The 20,921-nt window shown below is 69.7% G+C and carries 17 protein-coding genes and 2 pseudogenes; 9 read left to right on the top strand and 10 right to left on the bottom strand.

Features of this window, described 5'->3' with window-relative positions; all coding sequences use genetic code 11:
- Positions 1–355 precede the first annotated feature (355 nt).
- The 3 genes from OG472_RS37365 (at position 356) to OG472_RS37355 (ending at position 2,437) form a co-directional block, all read left to right on the top strand.
- The gene (locus OG472_RS37365) at positions 356–625 is read left to right on the top strand and encodes a hypothetical protein (RefSeq protein ID WP_405942594.1); all 270 of its coding nucleotides are present in this window, start codon (positions 356–358) and stop codon (positions 623–625) included.
- The gene (locus OG472_RS37360; RefSeq protein ID WP_405942593.1) at positions 571–849 is read left to right on the top strand and encodes a hypothetical protein; all 279 of its coding nucleotides are present in this window, start codon (positions 571–573) and stop codon (positions 847–849) included. Before OG472_RS37365 ends, OG472_RS37360 begins: the two co-directional genes overlap by 55 nt.
- 307 nt (positions 850–1,156) lie before the next feature.
- Positions 1,157–2,437 (top strand): ATP-binding protein, encoded by a 1,281-nt coding sequence (locus OG472_RS37355; RefSeq protein WP_401605731.1) that lies wholly within the window; start codon positions 1,157–1,159, stop codon positions 2,435–2,437.
- A gap of 2 nt (positions 2,438–2,439) precedes the next feature.
- On the opposite strand, the gene OG472_RS37350 is transcribed toward OG472_RS37355, so the two are convergent.
- The 4 genes and pseudogenes from OG472_RS37350 to OG472_RS37335 form a co-directional block, all read right to left on the bottom strand.
- Complete coding sequence (locus OG472_RS37350; RefSeq protein ID WP_405833450.1) at positions 2,440–3,915, bottom strand: polyprenyl synthetase family protein; 1,476 nt, start codon at positions 3,913–3,915, stop codon at positions 2,440–2,442.
- Positions 3,916–4,566: 651 nt separating this feature from the next.
- Positions 4,567–5,694: pseudogene (locus OG472_RS37345) on the bottom strand (PEP/pyruvate-binding domain-containing protein); the annotation flags it as partial.
- A 326-nt stretch (positions 5,695–6,020) separates the two neighbouring features.
- Entirely contained in the window at positions 6,021–7,721 is a 1,701-nt protein-coding gene (locus OG472_RS37340) for a SulP family inorganic anion transporter (RefSeq protein WP_405942592.1), read from the bottom strand.
- Positions 7,722–7,791: 70 nt separating this feature from the next.
- A pseudogene (locus OG472_RS37335) lies at positions 7,792–8,364 on the bottom strand (polyphosphate kinase 2); the annotation flags it as partial.
- 171 nt (positions 8,365–8,535) lie between these two features.
- Between OG472_RS37335 and OG472_RS37330 the strand changes: the two are divergent.
- On the top strand, positions 8,536–10,218 hold the full coding sequence (locus OG472_RS37330; protein WP_405835005.1) for a GAF domain-containing protein: 1,683 nt from the start codon (positions 8,536–8,538) through the stop codon (positions 10,216–10,218).
- An 8-nt stretch (positions 10,219–10,226) separates the two neighbouring features.
- On the opposite strand, the gene OG472_RS37325 is transcribed toward OG472_RS37330, so the two are convergent.
- Both OG472_RS37325 and OG472_RS37320 read right to left on the bottom strand, forming a co-directional pair.
- On the bottom strand, positions 10,227–10,727 hold the full coding sequence (locus tag OG472_RS37325) for a pyridoxamine 5'-phosphate oxidase family protein (RefSeq protein WP_405833447.1): 501 nt from the start codon (positions 10,725–10,727) through the stop codon (positions 10,227–10,229).
- A 129-nt stretch (positions 10,728–10,856) separates the two neighbouring features.
- A complete protein-coding gene (locus OG472_RS37320) occupies positions 10,857–11,183 on the bottom strand; it encodes an STAS domain-containing protein (RefSeq protein ID WP_405833445.1) in 327 nt (108 codons plus the stop codon).
- Between the two features lie 262 nt (positions 11,184–11,445).
- On the opposite strand from OG472_RS37320, the gene OG472_RS37315 reads away from it, so the two are divergent.
- The gene (locus tag OG472_RS37315) at positions 11,446–12,153 is read left to right on the top strand and encodes a response regulator (protein WP_405833443.1); all 708 of its coding nucleotides are present in this window, start codon (positions 11,446–11,448) and stop codon (positions 12,151–12,153) included.
- 71 nt (positions 12,154–12,224) lie between these two features.
- On the opposite strand, the gene OG472_RS37310 is transcribed toward OG472_RS37315, so the two are convergent.
- Positions 12,225–13,100, bottom strand: a complete 876-nt coding sequence (locus OG472_RS37310) for a universal stress protein (protein WP_405942591.1) — start codon at positions 13,098–13,100, stop codon at positions 12,225–12,227.
- 238 nt (positions 13,101–13,338) lie between these two features.
- On the opposite strand from OG472_RS37310, the gene OG472_RS37305 reads away from it, so the two are divergent.
- A complete protein-coding gene (locus OG472_RS37305) occupies positions 13,339–15,699 on the top strand; it encodes a phosphoketolase (RefSeq protein ID WP_405942590.1) in 2,361 nt (786 codons plus the stop codon).
- A gap of 140 nt (positions 15,700–15,839) precedes the next feature.
- Here the strand turns inward: OG472_RS37305 and OG472_RS37300 are convergent, their stop codons facing one another.
- On the bottom strand, positions 15,840–16,124 hold the full coding sequence (locus OG472_RS37300; RefSeq protein WP_405833439.1) for an SHOCT domain-containing protein: 285 nt from the start codon (positions 16,122–16,124) through the stop codon (positions 15,840–15,842).
- Positions 16,125–16,495: 371 nt separating this feature from the next.
- Between OG472_RS37300 and OG472_RS37295 the strand changes: the two genes are divergently transcribed.
- The gene (locus OG472_RS37295) at positions 16,496–17,161 is read left to right on the top strand and encodes a class I SAM-dependent methyltransferase (protein WP_405942589.1); all 666 of its coding nucleotides are present in this window, start codon (positions 16,496–16,498) and stop codon (positions 17,159–17,161) included.
- A 105-nt stretch (positions 17,162–17,266) separates the two neighbouring features.
- Here the strand turns inward: OG472_RS37295 and OG472_RS37290 are convergent, their stop codons facing one another.
- Positions 17,267–18,127, bottom strand: coding sequence for a universal stress protein (locus OG472_RS37290; RefSeq protein ID WP_405833436.1), 861 nt, complete (start codon positions 18,125–18,127; stop codon positions 17,267–17,269).
- Entirely contained in the window at positions 18,124–19,026 is a 903-nt protein-coding gene (locus OG472_RS37285; protein WP_405833434.1) for a universal stress protein, read from the bottom strand. The genes OG472_RS37290 and OG472_RS37285 overlap by 4 nt, the downstream gene beginning before the upstream one ends.
- Positions 19,027–19,287: 261 nt before the next feature.
- On the opposite strand from OG472_RS37285, the gene OG472_RS37280 reads away from it, so the two are divergent.
- Together OG472_RS37280 and OG472_RS37275 are read left to right on the top strand one after the other, a co-directional pair.
- Positions 19,288–19,983, top strand: coding sequence for a CBS domain-containing protein (locus OG472_RS37280; RefSeq protein WP_405833432.1), 696 nt, complete (start codon positions 19,288–19,290; stop codon positions 19,981–19,983).
- 350 nt (positions 19,984–20,333) lie between these two features.
- On the top strand, positions 20,334–20,669 hold the full coding sequence (locus tag OG472_RS37275; protein ID WP_405835004.1) for a 2-oxo acid dehydrogenase subunit E2: 336 nt from the start codon (positions 20,334–20,336) through the stop codon (positions 20,667–20,669).
- Positions 20,670–20,921 lie beyond the last annotated feature (252 nt).

Here is a 20,921-nt window from a genome sequence, read left to right as displayed (position 1 = left end):
AACGCCGTGGGCCTGGCGTCTGGGGGCGCATGCCAAGCGCAGCCCGGCCGGCTTCGCTTCGGTCGCTCTCGATCGGCTGGGAAGTTCGTTTGCAACCGGCTCAAGCGCCTGCATTACCCGGCCCGACCTTTTCGACGGGTCCGGCCGTCAGGCCATCCGTAACGTACGGCTCACCCGCGTTCACACTGCTGCACCCAAGGTGCCCGTCCAGGAGCGCGACCTAACGTGCACCTAGAGGAGCGATGCGTGGCGGCCCGGCTGGAACGGGGCCTCGTGAGTGGCAGCCTCCGCCGAGTGCGCGAGACCGGCATGGCCTTCCTGCGTACGGTGCGCGCCAAGGGATCGAGGCCGGCTGGTGGGCGTTCGCGTGTTGAAGAAGGCCCTGATCGCTCTGGGCATCGTGCTGATCCTGCAGAGCCTGTTCGCCCTCTGCCTGGTCAGCGCGCTCCAACTGCTCGTGCTGCGCAACACCCCATTCAGGGTGACCGGCGCGTCCCCGGTCGTCAATGCGGTGAACTCCAGAGTTTCGCTCCAGACCTTCGTGGTCCCGGCCAAGAGCTTCTTCGGCGTGTGGAACTGGAAGCCGCCTTCGGCGACGCAGCCAAGAAGCTCGGCAGGCCTCTGACGGTGCAGACCGTAAAGCCGCTGCCCAAGTACGACCGTCTCGGCGGTGTCTCCGGCCTCCTGCTGATCCCGCTGCTCATCGGCGGCTACCTGGCATCCGTCCTATTGCTCAAGGCAACCGAGACCGCAGCCGCCCCCTGGCACGTAGCCCTACTCGTCGGCTACCCCGCAGTCGGTGCCCTGCGGACCGACCTCATCGCCGGGCCAGGGATCGGCGCCTACTAGCCATTTCTGGCCCCTGCTGCCGTGCTTCATCCTGATCGCCGCGTCCGTCACCCTCGCAGCCGCCGCCTTCCAGCGCCTCATCGCCCTGTCCGAACCGTTCACGCACAGGGCGTGACGACCGTTGCGCACAGCAGTCATGCGACACATTTGACAGCCTGCCTGTCGTCGGCGGCTCCCCCATGCCGAATCGGTCGACGCGCGCACGAGTGGCACGCACACGGAGAATGAAGCATGGATCTGTTGCCAGGAGCACCGCGCTGCCCTGCGGAGCGGCGGTGGCCCCGGCTCCTTCACCAAGGTGGTTGCGATGCCTACGTGGCGACTGCGGGATTTCCACGACGACGACCTGGACCGCGCCATCCAGATCTGGGACCAGAACCAGCAGGCGGACGAGGCACCTGCCGTCTTCCCCGTTTCGGAGGTCGTGACCGCAGCCAGGGCCGGAGGACCGGCCGTGGTGGCGGTGGTCGGCGACGAGCTGGTAGGCGTCGCCGTGGCGCAGGCCTGTGGCGAGCGGGGTTGGATCATGGTGGTGGCCCTGGCCGGGACGTGGCGCAACCGGGGAATCGGGAGTTCCTTGATCGCCGAGCTTGAACGGCGCCTGCGGTCGCTGGGAGCCCGCCGGATCGGCGCGCTTCTCGCGCCGGGGGCGACGGGAACCGCAGCGTTGGAGAATTCCGGATACCGCTCCCGGGCCGGGCTCGTCTTCTACGAGAAGGTCGAACACCTCGGCTCAAGCGACGCCGGCCTCCTCGCGGAACTCGGGGGAAGGATGCTTCCGGAGGGTCTGTGGGACAGCCTCGCCGGAATGGAGCGGGAGAAAGAAGCCATCGAGCGGCGGATCGTGCTACCGCTGGCACAGTCCGCGCTGGCCGAGCAGTACGGAGTGAGGCCGCCGAAGGCGGTCATCCTCTTCGGACCGCCGGGCACGGGCAAGACCAGCTTCGCCCGAGCGGTCGCCTCGCGGCTGCAGTGGCCCTTCGTGGAACTCTTCCCCTCCCGGCTTGCATCATCCCACGAGGGAGGGCTGGCGACTTCGTTGCGGGAGGCGTTCACGGAACTGGCCGAGCTGGGGACGGTGTTGCTCTTCATCGACGAGGTCGAGGAGATCGCCTCTGTCCGGTCCGGTACGGCTGTCGACCCCAGTCACGGAGTCACCAACGAACTGCTGAAGCTGATCCCCGGTTTCCGCGACCACGACGACCGCCTCCTGATCTGCGCCACGAACTCCGTCCGCTCCCTCGACCCGGCGTTCCTTCGGCCCGGCCGCTTCGACTACGTCATCCCCGTCGGTCCGCCGGATCCGGAGGCCCGTTCGGCCATCTGGCGGCGCTACCTCGGACCCGCGGCCGTCCATGTCGACCTGCACCGTCTGGTGGAGGCAAGCGCGATGTTCACGCCGGCCGACATAGAGTTCGCCGCTCGCAAGGGCGCCGCAACCGCCTTCGAACGCGAAGTCGCCCAGCGGAAAGGCATCCCGATCGGCACGCAGGACTACCTGCAGGCCATAGCCCAGACCCGGCCCACGCTCACCGACCAGGCCCTGAAGGACTTCGCCGAGGACACCGAGGAGTACGTGCGCATGTGACATCAAGGCACACGCCGCGGACCCGACCGGGATGCCTTCAGCGACGACCGCCTCCTTCTGCCAGCTCCGCGTGCGTACCCATGGTCCCGGTGATCCCGCCCGCGGCCGGGACCGGGCGGGACGGGCCCGCAGGAAACCGGCCTGGACCTTGGCGTAGATCTCGTCCAGCGGTACGCCGGTGAGCGGGAACGCGGGGGCGCCCAGGAGGAAGGCGCTGCCGAAGAAGCTGAGCCGGACTCCGCTGGGGAGGTCGGTGATCGGGTCGAAGTCGGGGCTCGAATCCGCCCAGGAAGCCGAGCTGGCAGACCCCGGCCGCGCGGCCGGACCAGGGCCGGCGAGTCACGCAGGACGCTGTTGCCGACGACGTCGAACACCGCGTCGACGCCGATCCCCGCTCCGCGACCTGCGGGGCGAGCGCGGCGTCGACCATGAGCACGTCGGCGGCGCCGAGCTCCTTCAGCAGGAGCGCCCGCAGCGGATCCCGGGTCGTGGCGAGGACGGTCGCCCCGTAGTCGACGCCAGGTTGACCGCGGCCTGGCCGAGCGAGAAGGTCGCTCCGCGCACCAGGAGGTCTCGCCGGGCTGCAGGTCCAGATTTCCGAACAGGCCGCTCCACACTGTCGCGTACACCTCGGGAACCGCCGAGAGATCGGCCCCGTCCAGCGTCGATCGGACGGCCGCGACGTTGGTCGCCGGGGCGAGAGCGGGCTTGCCTGTCCGGCCGGGCGCGCCGAACACGCCCAGGAGGTCGTCGCGTAGCTGGACGGCCTCCCCCAGCGGCAGCGCGAACCGCGACAGGGCCTCAAGCAGGGGAGGTTCGGAGCCCGCCAGGACGGTGCCCAGATGCAGGGGCCGCTCCACGGTGTACGTGGCGGTCTTGAAGCGGGCGACGGCCAGGACCTCGTCGAGGGCGAGTGGCTCAGGAGCCCCGGTGGCCAGGAGGTCGAGGTACTGCCCGTACATGACCCCGCAACGCATCGCATCCATGACGGGCAGGACGGCCGCCAGCCGGCCCGGCGCCAGACCGGCGGTATGCAGCATCTGCTGGGACCAGGCGAAGGCCAGGTCGCCGATGAGGATCGCCGCATTGACCCCCAGGTGGTCAGGATCGGCGTGGGCTCTGTAGCGGGCGGCGAGGGCACGGTGCAGGGTCGGTCTGCCTCGCCGAAGGGCCGAACCGTCCATGACGTCGTCGTGGATCAGGGCGAAGAGGTGGAACAGCTCCAGCGACGCGGCGGCTCGAGCGAGGGCCTCCGGCTCGCCCTCACTGCTGGCCGCATGCCAGCCCAGCACACAAAACTGCGGCCGGATCCGCTTGCCGCCTGCGGCGATGAGGCCCCCGATGTCTCGCGCCGCGCTCGCGTGTTCCGGTCCCAGCGCCGTACGAGCCTGAGCGTCCAGAAAAGCCCCGAGGACCCGGTCGGTCGCCGTACTCGCCCACTCCAGACACAACGGCGCGCCATGACGCGGTTCGGACATGTGCTTCCCATCGGAACGTGCACACGATCTTGCCCCGGCCCTCGGTGGGAGCAGCGACAGGGCGCCCACCCCATACCCGCACGCCCCCCGCGCAGCATCTGCGCGCTGGACATGCCGCCGGCGGCCCTAAAACCCACTGACCAGTCCGCGGCTTCCCATGCCGGGCCCTCGAGCCGCTGCGCTTTCGACGGGCGGGATCCGCCCGTCACCTCGGGCGGTGTGCGCGGTTCCGTCGGTGCCACGAGCATCGCCCCAGGGATGACCTTGACGGTCTCCACGGCCCTGGCCTGTTGGGTATGGCTGAACGTGCTCCCCGCCCAGTGCGATGTGCCGCCGCCAGATCTCCGCCGGGGCCGCGCCCTTGGTGGTCGGCAGGGGTCGGGCGATGCGTCAGGCGCCGGAGCAACCGCGCTGGCACCACTGCGGCGCGCACCGTGCGAGTGTCCCTCACGGCTGGATCTTGTCTGCCGTTGTGCACAACAGGTCCAGGCCGCCCCAGGATTCCGGCTCCCGAAGGGCCGCATCAGCAGCAGTCAAGGCCGTATCGGCAACCCACCCGTACGCGCGGTGCAGAGATCACCACGACCACAGAGGGAGAACGCAACCGTGATCAGGTGGGGCTTTCACCTCGATCCATGCCTGATGGGTCATCGGGAAGACCAGCCGGGCCAGCTCGTTACCGTCGACCCGTTCCAGGGGTTCGTCCACCGAAGAGACCTTCATCGATCAGTTGTGAGGGGATGCTGAAGCCGCCTGCTCGGTACGCTTGCCGACCCGGGCCTCAAGTATCCACAGCGTGCCGTGCTCGATCGTGAACTCGATGTCGCACGGGTCTTGATAGTGGTCTTCCAGCTGTTCCGTGTACGCGCGCAGCTGCTGGAACGAGGCCGGGTCGAGGGTGGCCAGCTCGTGGAGCGGCACGGTGTCGCGGACGCCTGAAACGACATCCTCCCCTTGGGCGTTGGAGAGATAGGCACCATAGAAGCCGGGACGGCCAGTGGCCGGGTCATGGGTGAACGCGACGCCGCTGCCTGAATCCGCGCCGAGATTCCCGAATACCATCTGTTGGATGATGACCGCCGCGCCGAGCTCGTCCGCGATGTGTTCGCGCCTGCGGTAGAGGCGGGCACGCTCACTGTTCCACGTTGCGAAGACAGCGAGGATCGCCTCTCGTAGTTGTTCGCGCGGATCCTGCGGGAACTTGCGGCCGGTCCGGTCGTAGATGAGGTCTTTGAACGACTCGGCGACCCTGATGAGGTCGCAGGCGTCCAGCCGGGAGTCGTCCACGACGCGGTGCTCCTCCTCGACGCGCTGGAGCATGCCTTCGAACAGTGTGACGTCGACACCCCTGACGATATTTCCGAACATTTGCACGAGTCGACGGTAGGAATCCCAGGCACAGCGCTCCCGCTCGGGGGTCATGCCCAGTCCGAGCACCGACAGGTCGTTCAGACCGATGTCCAGGATGGTCTCCATCATGCCCGGCATGGAAAACCTCGCCGCCGAGCGGACAGACAGCAGCAGCGGGTCGTCCACCTGCCCCAGCTTCTTGCCGGAGGCACTCTCCAGCGCTGCCAGGTGTTCCCCTATCTGGCGGTCCAGATCCTCCGGGGGCTCGCCGGTTGCCATGAAGGCACGGCACGCCTCGGTGGTGATGGTGAAGCCGGGCGGAACGGGCAGTCCCATGCGTGCCATCTCCGCAAGGTTGGCACCCTTGTCGCCGAGCAGATCGGCCATGTCACGCCCGCCCTCGGCGAAGTCGTACACGTAGGGACCCATGACTGCCACCAGCCTCCTCGCTCGGCGGAATCGTGCTCTGCTCTCACACTGGCTGACGGGCACCGCGGTTCCGGAGGGGCCGGATGGCCCTTCCTGGGGACATCCGGCCCCTCCGACCGCAGGCCGCGGCGGGCGGCCGGTTCCGCCTGCCGGCTCCGGATGGCCACGACTCCCGCACTCGGCGGTGGCCCTCAGACCGCCCGGGACTCGGGGACCTCCCTCGCCGATCCCCCGGCCCCCGGTATTGCGTCCGGGTGGCCGAGGCTGAGGCCGGAGCCGCCTTACGCGCCGGCGGGGGGAGGAGGCCCCGACCCGAGGGCTCCCGCTCAGCCCTCCTCGAGCCCTGCCTCCCGGCTCCAGGCCCGGTAGGCCTCCAGAACCGTGGGCAGGGTCGGGTAGATGCGACCCGCGCCCACCGAGGCGGTGAGCCCGTACGCGTCCAGGTCCTCGCGGAGTTCCTGCTTGACGCGGGCCAGGGCGAAGACGATTCCGCGGTGCTCGAGTTCCTGACGGAGTGCGTCCACGGCGTCCAGGGCAGTGACGTCGACCTCGACGTTCGCCTCGGCGTTGAGGACGAACCAGCGGGTCGGCGGTTCCTGTTCGTCGACGGCAGCCAGGGCCCTGCTGCGGAAGTTCTCGGCGTTGGCGAAGAACAACGGTGAGTCGTAGCGGTAGATGAGCAGCCCCTGAATCGTCCGCGCCGTCGGATAGTCATCCACGTCGTGCATGCCGGCGAGCCCGGGCACCATGCCTTCCACCGCATCGTGCGGACGGGCCACACGGGCCAGCAGCTCGACAACGGACAGTGCCACGGCGACCAGGACGCCGTAGAGGATGCCGAGGGCCAGAACTCCCACGAGGCATCCCAGGGCCAGAAGCAGTTCGCGTCGCCGGAAAGCCGCGAGGCGCCGGAACTCACCCACCTCGATCAGGCGGACGGCGGCGTAGACGACGATGGCGCCGAGGACCGCGCTCGGCGTGTGGGCCAGGAGAGGGCCCAGGAAGAGCAGGACCAGCAGGACCGCGACCACGGCGAACAGGGAGTATGCCTGGCTCCTGGCCTTCGAAGACTGGGCCAAGGCGGTCCGGCTGGCGCTGCTGCTGACGGGAAAGCCGTGCAGCACACCCGCTCCCAGGTTCGACGCTCCCAGGGCAAGGAGTTCACGGTTGGGGTCCAGCGATTGCGGATCGGCGCGGTCGGCGAAGCCCCGGGCGGTCAGGATCACGTCCGAGTATCCGACGATGAGGACGCCCAGCGCCGGGACCACCAGCTGGGGCAGGTCGCCGAGCGGTGGAAGCTCGGGCAGCGGCAGCCCGGAGGGGACGGATCCGATCACGGCGATCCCGTACCTCTCGTCCAGTCCGAACGCAGCCACCACGACGGTGGCGAGCACCAGGGCAAGCAGGGGACGTGGAACGAGGTGCCAGTATCTCGGCAGGACGAAGAGCACGGCCAGGACAGCCAGGGTCAGGCAGACGGTCGGCCAGTGGACGTGCGCGAGGTTCAGGACGAAGAAGTACAGCTTCGGCAGGAAGTCCGTACCCGCCGTGCGCACTCCGGTGAGCCTGGGCAGCTGGTCGACGATCATGATCAGTGCGACACCTGCGAGGTAGCCGACGAGTACGGGCCGCGAGAGCAGGTCCGCGAGGAAGCCCAACCGCACGGCCCAGGCCAGCAGGCACATGAGGCCGACGACCACGGCGAGGGCCGCCGCGAGCACGGCGTATCTGCCCGGGTCTCCGCCGGCGAGTGGTCCCACGGCGACGGCGGTCATCAGCGCGGTGGTCGACTCGGGTCCCACCGACAGCAAGCGCGAAGAACCGATCAGGGCATAGAGCACGATGGCGGGCAACACGGCCCAGAGCCCGGTGACGGGCGGGAGTCCGGCCACCCCCGCGTACGCCATGACCTGCGGCACCAGATAGGCGGCAACGGTGACACCGGCCAGCGCGTCCCACCCGAGCCATGACCGGTTGTACCCCCGGAGCCCAGGAGGCAGCAGGGACGATCCTTTACGCACGGACATCGGGCTCCTCACTGATGGTGCCTCCGGCAGTGCCCACCGGGCACCCGCCCCGGTTCAGTCGTTCGTTCCCGACGGTGGCCGCATGGTCGGGCACGGCGGTCTGAAGCTCCTTGGACGGTCGCTCGTAGCCGTGGAAGCGGACCGGGCGGCAGGGTGGGCAAGGGCAGGGCCACGTCCGCGTAGGCAAGCGGGGAATCGTCCTCGGCCCGCGAGTACGCCTCCCAGTACGTGACTTGCGGAGCAGGATCCGTCTTCCACGAGCATGTGGGCGAAGACCGGGCACTGGCGCAGGAAGGGCCGGTGTTCCACGGGTGTGCAGAAGCCCATCACGTACTCGACTCCGGCGCGGCTGTACCAGCTGCGGTCGAACAGGACGATCTCGCCGGCGGCCGGCAGGTGCTCTACATAGCGCTGGAAGTACCACTGGCTGCGCTCCCGCTCCGTCGGCGTGGGCAGGCCGCGATGCGTGCGGCACAAGGGTTGAGGTTTTCCGCGACGCGCTTGATCGTGCCCCCTCGCCCGCTGCGCGGCCCTCGAAGACCACGAGCCGAGCGCCCTCCGCACGCACCCATTCCTGGAGTTTGATCAGCTCCGTCTGGAGCCGCAGCAGCTCGCTCTTGTCGACCGCCTTCTTGAGACCCATGATCGCCCCCTCCTCATCATCCGGTGCTGCGATCAAGTCAGTCACCGCCGGTATCGGCGCGCAACGATGTCCCCCTGGGCCGGGGTGTGTCGATACGCTGGCAGCGGACGGGGCGGGCAAACGGAGGAGAAGCTCGTGAGTGTGGGGGATCCGTTGAGCCAAGTTCCGCGGATGCGGCTGGACGAGCTGCTCGACGAGCTCCAGGTGCGCATCGACGCGGTGCGCGGCACCCGCGACCGGGTGCACAGCCTCCTGGAGGCCGTGCTGTCGGTGGGGCGGGAGCTGGATCTCGCCCAGGTGCTCCGGCGGATCGTGGAGGCGGCCGCGCTGCTCGTCGACGCCGAGTACGGCGCGCTGGGAGTGATCGGCCCGGACGGACGGACGCTCTCGCAGTTCCTCACGGTCGGACTCAGCGAGAAGGAGATCGCTGAGATCGGCCCCCTGCCAGCCGGTCACGGCCTGCTCGGGGAGGTCATCCACCACCCGGAGCCACTGCGCCTGACCGATCTCGGCGCGCACTCATCGTCCTACGGCGTTCCGGCCCATCACCCGCCCATGCGCACGTTCCTGGGCGTGCCTATCCGGGTCCGCGGCGAGGTGTTCGGCAATCTCTACCTCACCGACAAGCGCGGCGGAATCGACTTCGACACCGAGGACGAGACGGTGATCTCCACCCTCTCCGTGGCGGCGGGCGTGGCGATCGACAACGCACGACTCTACGAAGGCTCGCAGCGCCAGCAGCGATGGCTCAAGGCCAACGCGGAGATCACCGAGAGCCTGCTGTCCGGCAGCTCCCGCCCGGCGGTGCTGGAGCTTATCGCCCGCCGCGCACAAGCGATCACCGCGGCACGCCTCGCGGACATCTCCATGCCCGTGGCCGGCGCCGAGGACCTGGTCGTCGAGTTCGCGGTTGGTGCGGACAGCGAAGCGCGACAGGGGCTCGTCGTCCCCTTCGCCGGAACGCTCTCGGGAGCCGCGCATCGGGCCGGCCGGTCCGTCGCATCCCTGCACGCCTCCGACGATGAACGGTATCCCGCCGATGTCCAGGTACAAGACGGGTTCGGCCCTGCCGTGGCGGTGCCCCTCGGAACCAGCGCCGGGGAGAGCAGGGGCGTTCTGCTGCTCGCGCGCCCGGCGGGAGACCCGGCGTTCGGCGAAGAGGAGCTGGAGCCGCTCATCGCCTTCGCCGGTCAGGCGGCGCTGGCCCTGGAGCTGGCAGAGCGGCGCCGGGACGCCGAGCAGATCGCTCTGTTGGAGGAGCGCGATCGGATCGCCCGCGACCTGCACGACCTCGCCATCCAGCGGCTCTTCGCCACCGGTATGACCCTGCAAAGTGCCGCTCGCCTCGTCGAGCACGAGGGTGCAGCGGAGCGGGTCGGTCGCGCGGTCGACGATCTGGACGAGACCATCAAGATCATCCGGTCGACGATCTTCGGGCTCCGCACCAAGGACCGCGAGAGCGGACCCGGCCTGCGGGCCCGCGCCGCCCGCGCCGTCGGCGAAGCGGCCACGGCCCTCGGCCATCCGCCGCGCCTGAGCATGGAGGGCCTGCTCGACACGGACGTGCCGCCGCAGATCTCCGACCACGTCATGGCGGTCCTCGGCGAGCTCCTGAGCAACGCGGCCCGCCACGCGCAGTCGACCCGGGTCGGCGTGATCCTCAAAGCCGGACCGGGGGAGATCACACTGACCGTCTCGGACAACGGCAGGGGCATTCCTGCGCAGGGACGCAGGAGCGGCCTGCGCAACCTGGCCGAACGGGCCGAGGGCCTGGGCGGGACCTTCACCGTCGATACGCCGGACGAGGGAGGCAGCAGGCTCGTCTGGCGGGCGCCGCTGCCCACCGGGAGCTGACGCCACGGTCACGACCGGCCCCGGGGTGCGACCGACTCGGGCCGCATTCCCGGCGCCTCCACCCTGAATCCGGTGACGAGATCGGGGCGGATCCGTAGTGCGCCGGCCATGGGCTGTGCCACCCAGGGGCGCAGAAGTTCCGCATAGCGGTCCACCTCGCCGGCATCGGTCACCAGGCTCGCGTACCCGGTGACGACCACGCTCCACCCGAGATGCGTCTCGGGGTCTATGGCATCCGCTTCGTAGGCGACCACCACACCGGGAACGTCGGCGGGTGCCACGAGGGAGGCGAGCGCACCGTCGTGGATCCGGATGATGATGTCCCCGTCCTCGATGAGGTGGTTGACCGGGCGGACGGCGGGCAGCGCGTGCTGCGTGAAGACGATGCGCCCCAGGGACACCGTCGCCACCAGCAGGAGCGCCTCGGTCCTGTCCAGCTCCCGCATGCGCCGGGCAGGCGTCGTTTCACGGAGCCGGCCGTCGGCGTACTGAGTGCCGTCCTGGTCCATGATGCGCACCTTCGTCGAGTACCAAATCGGTCCTTACGGTTTTCGATTCACCAGCCTCCCTCTCGATCCGATGAGAGAACCAGGGCCGAACGGTCCACATCAGGGCGCCGAATTCGGATGACACCGCGATCACGTGACGACGAGCCGAAGATCTCTGTCGGCACCGAGCATCCGCATGGACTTGACCACCGGGGCCGGCACATCGCAGAGGAGAAGCCGCGTTCCCGACGCACGACAGCGGCGGTTCAGACGGATGAACAGGTCGATTCCGGCGCTGTCACAGAAGGAAAGTCCACACAGGTCCAGAATCAGGTTCCGGTGGCCGGCTCGTGCGAGTTCATGGAGGCGCGGCTCCACTTGCTCTGCCGTGCAGAGGTCGAGCTCCCCGGACAAGGTGACCTCCAGACCGCGGTCATCACGTGCCGTGGTCTTCAGGTCGATCAAGGCGGTCGTCATGGGATCCTCCACGCTGCTTGCGGCTCCGTCGAGTCGCGCCGTTCCCTGTGCGCCATCAGTTCATCCGGTGCCGGGTGGACCGGGGAAGGTCCGGCAGGCCCTCCGGCCAGGGCCGAAGGTCCCTTCTTCGGAGCGCCGACGGCGGCCCCCGACGAGCCGGGTACGGACCGATGAGGGCCGATCGGCCCTGTCCGTTCGGCCCTCCGGGAGGCAGGATGCCGATGTCCGTGCGCACAGGACGAACCCGGCGAAGGAGTTGGTCATGACCGACAGCGGTGCCCTCACCCCTACGAAGACGCCGATCACGGTCTTCCTGCTCGACGATCACGAGGTCGTGCGCCGAGGGGTGCACGACCTACTGGACGCCGAGCCCGACCTGACCGTGGTCGGTGAGGCGGGCACGGCGGAACAGGCACTGATCCGCATTCCCGCGCTGCGCCCCCAGGTGGCGGTCCTGGACGTACGGCTCCAGGACGGCGACGGGGTGAGCGTGTGCCGGGAACTGCGTTCGCGGATGCCCGGGCTGGCCTGCCTGATGCTCACGTCGTTCGACGACGAGGAGGCACTGCTGGACGCCGTGATGGCCGGGGCCTCCGGATACGTCCTGAAGCAGATCACCGGCACCGACCTGGTCACTGCCGTCCGTACCGTCGCGTCGGGTCAATCCATGCTGGACCCGGGCGCCACGACCCGGCTCATGGCCCGGATGCGCGGCGACGTACCCGCGAAGGAGAGGGTCCCCGGCCTGCCGGGCTTCACCGACCGGGAGAAGGAGATCCTCGTCATGGTCAGCGAGGGGCTCACCAACCGGGAGATCGGCAAGCGGCTGTACCTTGCGGAGAAGACGGTGAAGAACATCATCTCGCGGCTGTTCGTCAAGCTGGGTGTGGAGCGTCGTGTCCAGGCCGCCGTCATCGCCAGTCACGCGCTGACACCTCCGAGCCGGCGACCGGTCCCGGCCGCCGAATAGAGGATGTCGTGGCGGGTGGGCAGGGCAGGGTGCACCGTACAGTCGCGCACCCCTCCCGCTCCCCGGGCCGGTCAGGAGTGCGGGACCACCGCGACCGGGCAGGCCGAATGGTGCAGGACCGCATGGGCCGCGGATCCAATGTGCGCCCCCATCGACGACTCACGGACCTTGCGGCCGACGACGAGGAGCTGGGCGTCCGACGATGCGGTGAGCAGTACGTGGCCGGCGCTGCCCCGCTCCACGTGCTCGACGACGTCCACCTCGGGGAACCTCAGCCGCCACGGTTCCAGCGCCTGTTCCAACGCGGCCTTCTCGTACTGGTCGAGGCCTCCGAACTGGTCGGCGATCCACATCGATCCGGGGCTGTAGCCGTAGACCGGGGGCAGGCTCCAGGCGCGGACGGCGCGGAGCGGGGCCTTGCGTGCGGCGGCCGCCTCGAAGGCGGTCCGCAGTACCTCGGCGGATTCTTCCAGGTCGCCCTGCTGGCCTACGACGACCTCGCCGAGCTCCGGCAGCGCCACAGGCCTGCCGTGCGCGGAACGCACGGAGACCACGGGGCACTCCGCGGCGGCGATCACCTGCCGGCCGTAGGAGCCGAGCAGGAAGCCGACCAGGGCGCTGTGCCCGCGGGTGCCGAGAACGAGCATCTCCGCTCCCTTGGCGGCGTGCAGCAGAGCCGGCACCACCGCGTCGGAGAGGACCTCCGCGGTGACGGTGAGCTCCGCGTACCGCTGGGTGAGCTCTCCCGCGGCTTCCCTCAGGATGTCCTCGGCACGCCGGGCTTCGGTGTCGCGGTCCTGGACGAGCGGGAGTGCGAGCGGCTGCCACAGCCAGGCGTGGACCACGTGCAGCGGCAGGTCGCGCCGTACGGCTTCGCGAGCGGCCCAGTCGGCAGCGGCCCGGCTCTCGGGGGAACCGTCCACTCCGACGACGAGGGTGCGCTTCACAGGTCTGTCCTCCGTACTGATGCCAGTGCATCGGGGTAGGCCGGCAGAGGGAGCGGCACCGGCCGGGGGTGCCGGCGCCGCTGAACCCACCTTCGCCGTGACGGTCCGTGCCACACAGGGGCCGACAGTCCCTCCCCGAGGGCCGGTCCTCCCCTCGCGGACGGAAGCCGGGCGAGTGCAGAGTGTCGGCATCGGCTCAGTCGACGAACGTTCCGGACCGCCGCACGGAGGAGCGGACATGACCGCGTACCCCATCTCGGAGATCGACGCCCACTGGCGCGCCGCCAATTACCTCGCAGTCGGCCAGATCTACCTCATGGACAACCCGCTGCTGACCGAGCCCCTACGCCCGGAGCACGTCAAACCGCGGCTGCTCGGCCACTGGGGCACATCGCCCGGTCTGAACCTCGTCCACACCCACCTGAACCGCGTGATCAAGGAGCGTTCCCTCGACGCCCTGTGCGTCTGGGGTCCGGGCCACGGCGGCCCCGCCGTCCTCGCCAACTCCTGGCTTGAGGGCACCTACACCGAGACCTACCCCGGCATCACGCGGGACGCTACGGGCATGCGCACACTGTTCCGGCAGTTCTCCTTCCCCGGCGGCGTGCCGAGCCATGTGGCACCGGAGACGCCGGGGTCCATTCACGAGGGCGGGGAGCTGGGATACGCACTCGCCCACGCCTATGGAGCCGCCTTCGACCACCCCGGTCTGCTGGTCGCCTGCGTCATCGGCGACGGCGAGGCGGAGACCGGACCGCTCGCCGCGTCCTGGCATTCGAACAAGTTCCTCGACCCGGTCCACGACGGGGCGGTCCTGCCAATCCTGCACCTGAACGGCTACAAGATCGCCAACCCGACGGTGCTGTCCCGGATCCCCGAGGACGAGCTCGACGCGCTGCTGCGCGGCTACGGGCACGACCCGCTGTACGTGACCGGCAGCGACCCCGCCCAGGTGCACCGCGCCATGGCCCGCGCGATGAACCACGCCCTGGACCGCATCGCCCTCATCCAGCGAGAGGCACGGACGGCGGGCACCGACCCGGGACGGGAGTACGCACGCTGGCCGGTGATCGTCCTGCGCACGCCCAAGGGCTGGACCGGCCCGGCGACCGTCGACGGCGACCCCGTCGAGGGCACATGGCGTGCCCACCAGGTCCCGCTCGCCGGAGTACGTGAGAACCCGGCACACCTGCGACAGCTGGAGGACTGGCTGCGCTCGTACCGGCCGGAGGAGCTCTTCGACGCCGACGGCCGCCCGACGGCGCAGGTCCTGGCTTGTGTCCCGGGAGGCGAGCGCCGCCTGGGCGCCGTGCCGTACGCGAACGGAGGCCGCCTCCTGCGGCCGCTCCCCCTGCCCGCGCTCGACGCGCACGCCGTCCCCGTCGACAAGCCCGGCCGGACCCTCCACGAACCGACCCGCGTCCTCGGCCGCTTCCTCACGCAGATCATGCGGGAGACGGCCGGGCGACGGGACTTCAGGGTCGTCGGACCGGACGAGACCGCCTCCAACCGGCTGGACGACCTGTACGAGGCCACCGGCAAGGCCTGGCAGGGCATCACGGAGCCCACGGACCGGAACCTGTCCCGCGACGGCCGGGTCATGGAGATCCTGTCCGAACACGTCTGCCAGGGCTGGCTGGAGGGCTACCTCCTCACCGGCCGCCACGGCCTCTTCTCCACCTACGAGGCCTTCGCCCACATCGTCGACTCCATGGTCGGCCAGCACATCAAGTGGCTGAAGACCTCACGCGAACTGTCCTGGCGCGCGCCGATCGCCTCCCTCAACTACCTGCTCACCTCCCACGTCTGGCGCCAGGACAACAACGGCTTCTCCCACCAGGACCCCGGCTTCGTCGACCACGTCCTCAACAAGAGCCCCGAAGTCGTACGGGTCTACCTGCCGCCGGACGCCAACACCCTCCTCGCCGTGGCCGACCACGCCCTGCGCAGCCGCGACCAGGTCAACGTGATCGTCGCGGGCAAACAGCCCTGCTTCGACTGGCTGCCCATCGACGAGGCCCGCACCCACGTGACGCGCGGCGCCGGCGTCTGGGAGTGGGCCGGCACCGACCACGGCTCCCGCGAACCGGACGTCGTACTCGCCTGCGCCGGCGACGTACCCACCATGGAGGTGCTGGCCGCCGCGGCCCTGCTCCGCGAGCACCTCCCCTCGCTGGCCGTCCGCGTCGTCAACGTCGTCGACATCGCCCGGCTGATGCCCCACGAGGAACACCCGCACGGCATGACGAGTGCCGAGTACGACGCGCTCTTCACCACCGCCAGGCCGGTGATCTTCGCCTACCACGGCTACCCGTGGCTCATCCACCGCCTCGCCTACCGCCGGACCGGCCACCCCCAGCTGCACGTCCGCGGCTACAAGGAGTCCGGCACCACGACCACCCCCTTCGACATGGTCGTGCGCAACGACATGGACCGCCACCGGCTCGTCATGGACGTCATCGACCGCGTGCCCGGCCTCGCGAGCCGCGCCGAGGGCTTGCGCCAGGCCATGGCCGACCAGCGCATCCGCCACCACGACTGGATCCGCGAGCACGGCACCGACCTGCCGGAGGTCGCGAACTGGTCCTGGCCGTACTGACCAGCACGGGCCCGGTGCTGCACGTTCCGGGACCCGTCATCGCGCGATCCCCCCGTGATGGGAAGACGTGCCCCGCCCCGTTGATCGCGATATCCGCAGGTCCTCAGCCGCGGCCCGCCATCCTCCAGGAAGGGATGGGTTCACTCCTCTCCCGGTCCAATCCGGTCTTGACCCGGCCCGTGCGCACGCAGTGCGGTCAGGCGTTGTTCGTACTCTTCTTCGTCGATCTCGCCTCGGGCGAACCGTTCGGCGAGCACCTGCTTGGCGGAAGGCGCAGCCGGGGGCTGCACTGGGCCCGAGGGGAAGCGGTCGGCACTGCGGAGGAGCAGTACGACTCCCGCGACGGCCAGGGCCACGAGGAGGACCATGCTGAACGACATGGCGACCCAGCCCCATCCGCCCATTCCGTGGTCGTACCAGAACATGGCTCACGCTCCTGTTGCGGTGGTCTGGGACACGGCCCGCAGGGCATGTCCCCCATGTCCTCACTGTCCGTCGGCCCGTGTCGTCCGGGCATGGGCTGGTCGGGGTCGCAACCAGGGCCGATGGTCCTATGCCCGGGGCCGTGTCCGCCTCCGGACGGGAGGACCCGAACGAAAGCCGCAGTGGGCACACCTTCCCGCCCGGGCGCCACCGCAAGAGTCGGCTCTTCCCGCAGAAGTCGTGCCAGAAGCCGAGTGCCGACAGCAATGACGGCCGTGGCACAGCGGGTGGGCGCGGTGACGACACGGTGTCCCTCTAGGGTGGCCTGGCGGGCCGGTCGAGGCGAGGCCGGCCCGGTGAGGAGGGCGTCAGCATGTCGGAGCGGGATCAGGGGCTGGGCGACGTTCAGCGTGCGCACTGGCAGCAGATCTACGGCGAGCATCCCGGCATGTACGGGGAGGAGCCATCCGATCCCGCGATCCACGCCGCTGCCGTCTTCGGGACCGCCGGTGCCCGGAAGGTGCTGGAGCTGGGTGCCGGCCATGGCCGTGATGCGCTGTACTTCGCCCGCCAGGGATTCTCCGTTCTGGCCACCGACTTCAGCCCGGTGGGTCTGGAACAGCTGCACGCGGCCGCCGCGTCCCAGGGGGTGGCCGGGCGGGTCACCACGGCGGTCCACGACGCCCGCGGGCCTCTGCCGCTCGCGGACGCCTCGGTGGATGCCGTGTTCGCCCACATGCTGCTCTGCATGGCGCTGTCCACCCAGGAGATCCACGCCTTGGTCGCCGAGGTGCGACGGGTACTGCGGCCGGGCGGAGTGTTCGTCTACACCGTCCGCCACACCGGGGACGCCCACTACCAGGCCGGTACCGGGCACGGAGACGACATCTGGGAACACGGCGGCTTCGCCGTCCACTTCTTCTCCCGCGACCTGGTCGACGCCCTCGCCGGAAGCTGGACTCTGGTCGAGGTCGCCGCCTTCGAGGAAGGCAGCCTCCCCCGGCGGCTGTGGCGCGTCACGCAGACCGTCCCTCGGTGAGTACCGCCTGAAGGCGCAGGCTGTCCGATCTCGGGTGCCGGTTCGGCTTCTGTCGTACCGCCACGATGCTCGGTGCACCCGGCGGCGGGCGTCGTCACGCAGTCCTCACCGCACGGGGACCGTGATCACCGGGCAGTGCGCCCGGTGCAGCAGCCCGTGGACAACCGATCCGAGTCGCATGCCCGTGTAACCGCCCTTGCCTCGACGGCCCACGACCACGGCGAGGGCGTGCTCGGCGGCACCGGCGAGCTCCTCCACCGGGTGCCCGGTCAGCACCTCGTGCGTCAACACGACGTCCGGGTACTCCTGCGACCAACCTGCCGTCGTCTCGGACAGCATGCGCCGTTGCCCACGGAGCGCGGCCTCCTCGTCGTGGTGCAGGAAGAGCGGGGGCTCCCACACCGACACGGCACGCAGCCTGGCGTTCCTGAGGTCGGCCTCTTCGAATGCCAGCGCGAGGGCCGCCTTCGAGGAATCGCTCCCGTCGATGCCCACCACCAGGTACGGCGGCTGTTGAGTGACGTGCTCGGCCTCGCCCACGACGATGACCGGACACAGCGCCTGAGCGCTGACAGGAACGACCAGGGAACCGGCGCTGAAGAACTCCGAAGTCCGGCTCAGGTGACGGGAGCCGAGCACGATCATGCGGGCACGCCCCGACAGGCGACCGATCTCCTGAGCGGGGAAACCCTCGAGGACATCCACGGCCGATCCGACCTCCGGGTCTCGCTCCCTGCTCCAGGCGGCGGCCTCGCCGAGGGCGTCCGAGGCCGCTTGGTGCAAGGCGATGCTACGCGGTGTGTCATCGACGCGTTGCGTGTCGTGCTGGGGAGGTACGGCTGCGACGAGTCGCAGCCGGAGGCTGCGTCGCCCGGCCTCGTCCACCGCCCAGGCCAGGGGAAGACGCCAGTCCCTGGCCGGGTCGATGCCGACGACGATCTCCTCGTGTTCGCCCGCGTCGCTCACGATTCGCTCCCGTGCTCGTCCGTGTGGCGCGGAATGAGCTCTACGGGGCAGTGGGCATGATGGACGAGGCTGTGCGTGACCCGTCCGAGGGTGGGCCCGAGGTAGCTGGGTGACCGTCGGCCGCCCATCACCAGCAGGTCAGCCCGGCGTGAAGCCTCGACCAGGACAGAAGCCACTGACGTACTCTTCTCCGCGTCCACCTGCACGGCCAGGTCCGGGAACTCCTGGCGCACCCGGTCCGCCACCGCGTTCAGGTGATGGACCTGCTCGTTGGCGATTTCCTCCACGTCGTCGAGCAGGGTCACGACCTCGCCGACGGACTGCAGGATGTTCCACACGTGCAGCAGCCGCAGTGAGCCCTCGCGGATCTGTGCCTCGCGTGCGGCGTACCGTGCGCAATCGACGTCGTGCTCGTCGCGGACGGCGGCGAGCACCGCGCCCGTCTCAGCGCCGCTCTCGGTGCCCCTGACGATGATGACGGGCGTCTTCGCCCACGCTGCGACCTTGAGGCCGACCGATCCGAGCATGAGGGAGCTGAAACCGCCCAGCCCCCGGCTGCCGACCACGATGGTGCCGTCGGGGCCCGCGGCCTGGTGGAGGCTCGGGACAGGTGACCTGCGGCTGAACTCTGCGTTGACCTGCAGGCCGGGAAACCGCTCCGTGACCGCGGCCGCCGTGGCATCCAGAAGCTCCCGGCCTGCCTGGCGGACATGCTCGATGCTCTTCGCCGAGACGTAGAGGACCCGGCCGTCAGTGTCGGACCCGTGCACGATGTGCAACGGGCAATCGCGGCGTGCGGCCTCCGCCGCCGCCCACAACGCTGCCCACCGGGCCGGTTCGGAGCCGTCGACACCGACGACGACGGCGCCGAGTTCCGAGCTGCTCGTGGTGCCTTCCATGGTTCCTCCTCAGGGAGCCGCCAGGGGTCGGGCTCTCAGGTCGGCTCTTCGGACTTCACGTCAGGACGGCCATGCAGTCCCTGTCAGGGACCTGTGGTCCTGGTTCATGCAATCCCGCGCCGCAGGTGCGGCACAGGTCCGATCGGGCCCGGCTCCGGACCATTCGGCCCTCCTCGTCTCTTGGCACGGGGCGGATCGTGGTTATCGGCGGCCTCCGGCCTTCCCGTCCGGGTGGATCGCCGTGACGGCAGGAGGTGCCTCATGAAACAGATCAAGGTCGGAGACCTGATGACCGACGAGGTCGTCTCGGTCGTGACCTCCACCCCTTTCAAGGATGTCGCGAAGCTGCTCGCTCAGCACGACATCAGTGGACTGCCGGTCCTCGACGACGAGGACCGGGTGCTCGGCATCGTCTCCGAAAGCGACCTGATCGGCCGCGCAGCCGCCGATCACGCCCCGGTGGGCGAAGAGCCCGATGCCGGCCGGGGCGGAACCGCGTTTCCGTCCGAGGTGACCTTCACCGCTGGTGAGGCCATGTCCGCACCGGCGGTGACGGTTCACGCAGACGAGACCGCGGCAGGAGCCGCCCGGCTGATGGCCCGCCGCGGCGTCGAGCGGCTGCCGGTCGTGGACGACGAGGACCGACTCGTCGGCATCGTCACTCGCCGTGACCTGCTCTGGCTCTTCCTGCGACCGGACTCGGAGATACGGCACCGCGTAGTCGCGGACATACTCGTGGACACCATGGGGCTGAGCACCGAGGCGGTCACCGTCCACGTGGTCGACGGCATCGTGACGCTGGAGGGCCGGCTGGAGCGAGAGAGCCAGATTCCGGTCGTGATCCGCCTCACCAGCCAGCTGGACGGTGTGGTCGCAGTCGCCTCCCGCCTGACGGCCACCCACGATGACTCCCTGCACACCCCACCGCACCGCAGCGCCTACGGAATGTCCCTTTAACCGTGACGTCCCGGTGTACGGCGGACCCGGGGTGGGTGACCGGTACCTCGTACGGGATCATCGCCCCGCTCACCGTGTCCACTCCCCTGGTGAGGCACTTGGCCGAGCAAAAAGGGCATCGAACTGTCGTCCGTGCACGGTTCCTGGCAAGGGCGGTCGGATCACTCGTTCCGACGTAGACCACGCACCGACCGAAGGGCCGCATCGGGTAAAGGCCTCGCCTCTCGCCCGTCGGCTGGCCCAGTCGCCGGGCGTCGACCGCCCGTCTTCGGCGACGGCCGAGCCCCCAGATCCGGCGCGTGCGGCGATTGCGGCCCTGATGAGCCGCGCCAACCGCGAGATCCCGCACTATTTCCTGTCGACGAAGATCGATCTGGCGGGGACTGGTCTCGCGGGCGCGCGGCGGCCGACTGCGGGCTTCAGAGACGGCCGACCCAACCCTGACGGTGACCAACCTCGGCGATCAGGGGGTGGAGGCGGTCTTCGGGGTGATCTACCCGCCGCAGGTCGCGCTCGTCGGTCTGGGGCGTGTCATCGAGCAGCCGGTAGCCGTGGACGGGAGGCTCACGGTGCACCCGACCGTCACGGCCACGCTCTCCGCAGATCACCGTGCGAGCGACGGTGCGACCGGGGCGCGTTTCCTGACGTCCGTCGACCGCCTGCTCCAACGACCGGAGGAACTGTGAACCGTGACGAGGCCCTCGTACTGATCAAGGACGGCGCCGACGCGGCCGCTCTGCGCCGAGCGAGCGCACCGGTCTCGCCCTGCCCGAGACCGACTATCCGGCGTTGAACACGTTGGACGGCTGCGCAGACTACGTCGCCTCACGCACGTCCGTGGAGTAGCGGGGGCTGATCGGCCCCACATGGGGCCACTCGGCCCCTCCTCGGTCACCGCGCCGCAGGTGACGCTGGAAGAGAGCCGCAGTGCCGCGGCG

It is taken from the genome of Streptomyces sp. NBC_00207, assembly GCF_045160965.1.
Lineage (GTDB): Bacteria > Actinomycetota > Actinomycetes > Streptomycetales > Streptomycetaceae > Streptomyces.
The sequence above is the reverse complement of the archived record's forward strand: the minus strand, read 5'-3'. Positions and strand labels throughout refer to the sequence as shown.